Origin of the sequence: Bacillus sp. JJ1532 (assembly GCF_036965085.1) — a bacterium.
Classification (GTDB): domain Bacteria; phylum Bacillota; class Bacilli; order Bacillales; family Cytobacillaceae; genus Cytobacillus.
The window spans coordinates 5,985-8,287 of record NZ_JBALOW010000099.1 but is presented as its reverse complement, the minus strand read 5'-3'; the positions used below and the strand labels follow the sequence as shown (position 1 = coordinate 8,287).

The window sequence follows — 2,303 nt, the reverse complement described above, 5'->3', positions numbered from 1 at the left end:
TTGTAGGTTTATAAAAAATAGACTGGAGGATATTTACTTGGATAGATAATCCTTTAGAAGAAACCACCTTAAAGTTACTCCAGAATATTACTAAGAATTCGGTGTTGACAAGTTATTATAAAGGCAGCTTGTTTTACTATTGTTACAAAAATATTACACATATGATGTTTTTATAACTAAAGATCGATAACTGGAAGAATAATCCTAACAGTTGTCCCTAATTCGAGCTTGCTCGTGATCATTAGCTTCCCACCATGGAGATTAACAATCTTTTCGACAATCGCAAGCCCCAAACCTGTTCCCCCATCCTTTCTGGTCCTTGCCTTATTTACTCTGAAAAATCGCTGCTTTATTTTATCAATATCTTCAGAAGGAATTCCTATTCCTGTATCCTTCATCTCTATACAGCAGCCTTCCTTTATTTTATAAAGCTCAAGTCTGATTTCTCCTTTGTCAGTGTATCGTATGGAATTGTCCATAATATTTTGGATAACCTGTTCAATCCGGCCTTCATCTCCATTTATTATAATATCCGGATCGAGCTGATATTGGAGGTCTACATTCTTATTCTTCATAATTGGTCCGTACTTCTGCAAAGAGTTTTCAATAATTTGTGCAAGTGGAAGCGGCATTTTTTCCAACTTAAATTCTTCAGAGTCCAGTCGTGAAAGGTCAAGAAGATCACCTACTAGCCGTTCCATTCTTCCTGCTTCCCGATGAATGATATGGACATAGCGATCATGGTCTTCCTTTTTGGCAATCCCAGAAATTAATGCTTCACTATACCCTTTTACATAGCTTATTGGGGTTCTAAGTTCATGGGAGACATTGGCGAGAAACTCTTTTTTCCTTTCGTCCTCTCGTTGAATAGAAGAAGCCATATGATTAAATGCATGGGCAAGCTGACCAATTTCATCTGTTGATTGATTATCGATCTTGATTGAATACTCCCCCTTTGAGACACACTCAGCTGCAGCCTTCATCTCAAGTAACGGTTTTGTCAGCCTTCGGACAAGGATTGTTCCAAAAGAAATAGCAATAATTAAAAATAGAAAGGCCGCCATCATCCATAAATAAGCAAAGTCTGTTGTGACCTCTGAAATTTTTGCTAGCGGTAAATATAAATAAATAATTCCCTCAAGCCTATTTTCATCCAAAAGAGGAATAACTACAGCCATAATTTGCCGATCAAACCGCTCCTCATAACCAATCTTATGTACCGGTTCACCTTTAAGCAGCTGTTCTCTTTCCTTCCCGCTTATTAATGCCTCATAATCGATATCAAAGGGTAAGCAGGCACTTAGCTCCCTGGGATTGCTGACAATAAAAATTTCTGATTCAGATTTTGTTCCATACCATTCAATTCTATCAATTAATTCCTCTGTTAAAGCTCCCCCATCATATTCGCTTGCCAAACGATTTCCTTCCTCTATTAATGAAGTCTCTACATTATTTACATATAGCTTTTCATAAAATAAATAAGAGAGGAAATAGGAATAAATAATCGTAATTAAAATGGCCGCTGTAATGGTGAGCCATAGTTTTTTTGCCAGACTATCGGTAAACTTAAACTTCATTCTGAAGGCACCTCAAATTTATAGCCGATTCCCCATACAGTCTGTATATAATCCCCGACACCAAGCTTCATTCTTAATGTTTTAATATGTGTATCAACCGTTCGAAGACTCCCTATATAATCAATTCCCCAAACTGAGTCAAGAAGCTGTTCTCTGCTCAAAGCCTGTGACTGATGATCAACGAAACATAGGAGAAGTTCAAACTCCTTCAATGTTAAAGATATACTTTGCCCTGCTACTGATACTTTTCTAGCCAATTGATCAATGATTATTTTTCCAACTTGGATATATGAGTCAGTTTTTGTCATACCGCTTCTGCGTAGGACGGCATTAATTCTTGCGACAAGCTCTCCTGGACTAAATGGTTTAACTAGGTAATCATCACCGCCAAGCTGAAGGGCCTGCACTTTGTCCCATTCCTCCCCTTTGGCTGATAAAAAGATGATAGGGATATTATATTTTTCTCTAATCCTCTTACAAACCTCATATCCATCTTCGTCTGGCATCATAATATCAAGAATAATTAAGCTGATGTATGTATCCTTTAGGATGGCATATCCTTCCTCCCCATTAGCAGCAGATAAACAGTGAAAGCCTGAATTCTCCAGATACATTTCAACTAGATGTCTCATATCCTCCTCATCATCAATAATAAGGATATTTAGCTTCTCCATTACCTTCTCTCCCTTAACTGAAGGGCGTTATGAACCCTTCTTAACTACCTTC

At 37.6% G+C, this 2,303-nt stretch carries 2 protein-coding genes; both read right to left on the bottom strand.

Annotation, left to right across the window (positions count from 1 at the left end):
• Positions 1 to 176: 176 nt before the first annotated feature.
• Positions 177 to 1,577: a sensor histidine kinase gene (locus V7122_RS23270; protein WP_335345513.1), complete on the bottom strand. Its 1,401-nt coding sequence runs from the start codon at positions 1,575 to 1,577 to the stop codon at positions 177 to 179.
• Positions 1,574 to 2,251: a response regulator transcription factor gene (locus V7122_RS23265; RefSeq protein WP_335345514.1), complete on the bottom strand. Its 678-nt coding sequence runs from the start codon at positions 2,249 to 2,251 to the stop codon at positions 1,574 to 1,576. Before V7122_RS23265 ends, V7122_RS23270 begins: the two co-directional genes overlap by 4 nt.
• Between the last annotated feature and the right edge of the window lie 52 nt (positions 2,252 to 2,303).

Coding starts and splice junctions, on each gene's coding strand:
- V7122_RS23265 (WP_335345514.1), bottom strand. CDS start 2,251: ATGGAGAAGCTAAATATCCTTATTATTGATGATGAGGAGGATATGAGA.
- V7122_RS23270 (WP_335345513.1), bottom strand. CDS start 1,577: ATGAAGTTTAAGTTTACCGATAGTCTGGCAAAAAAACTATGGCTCACC.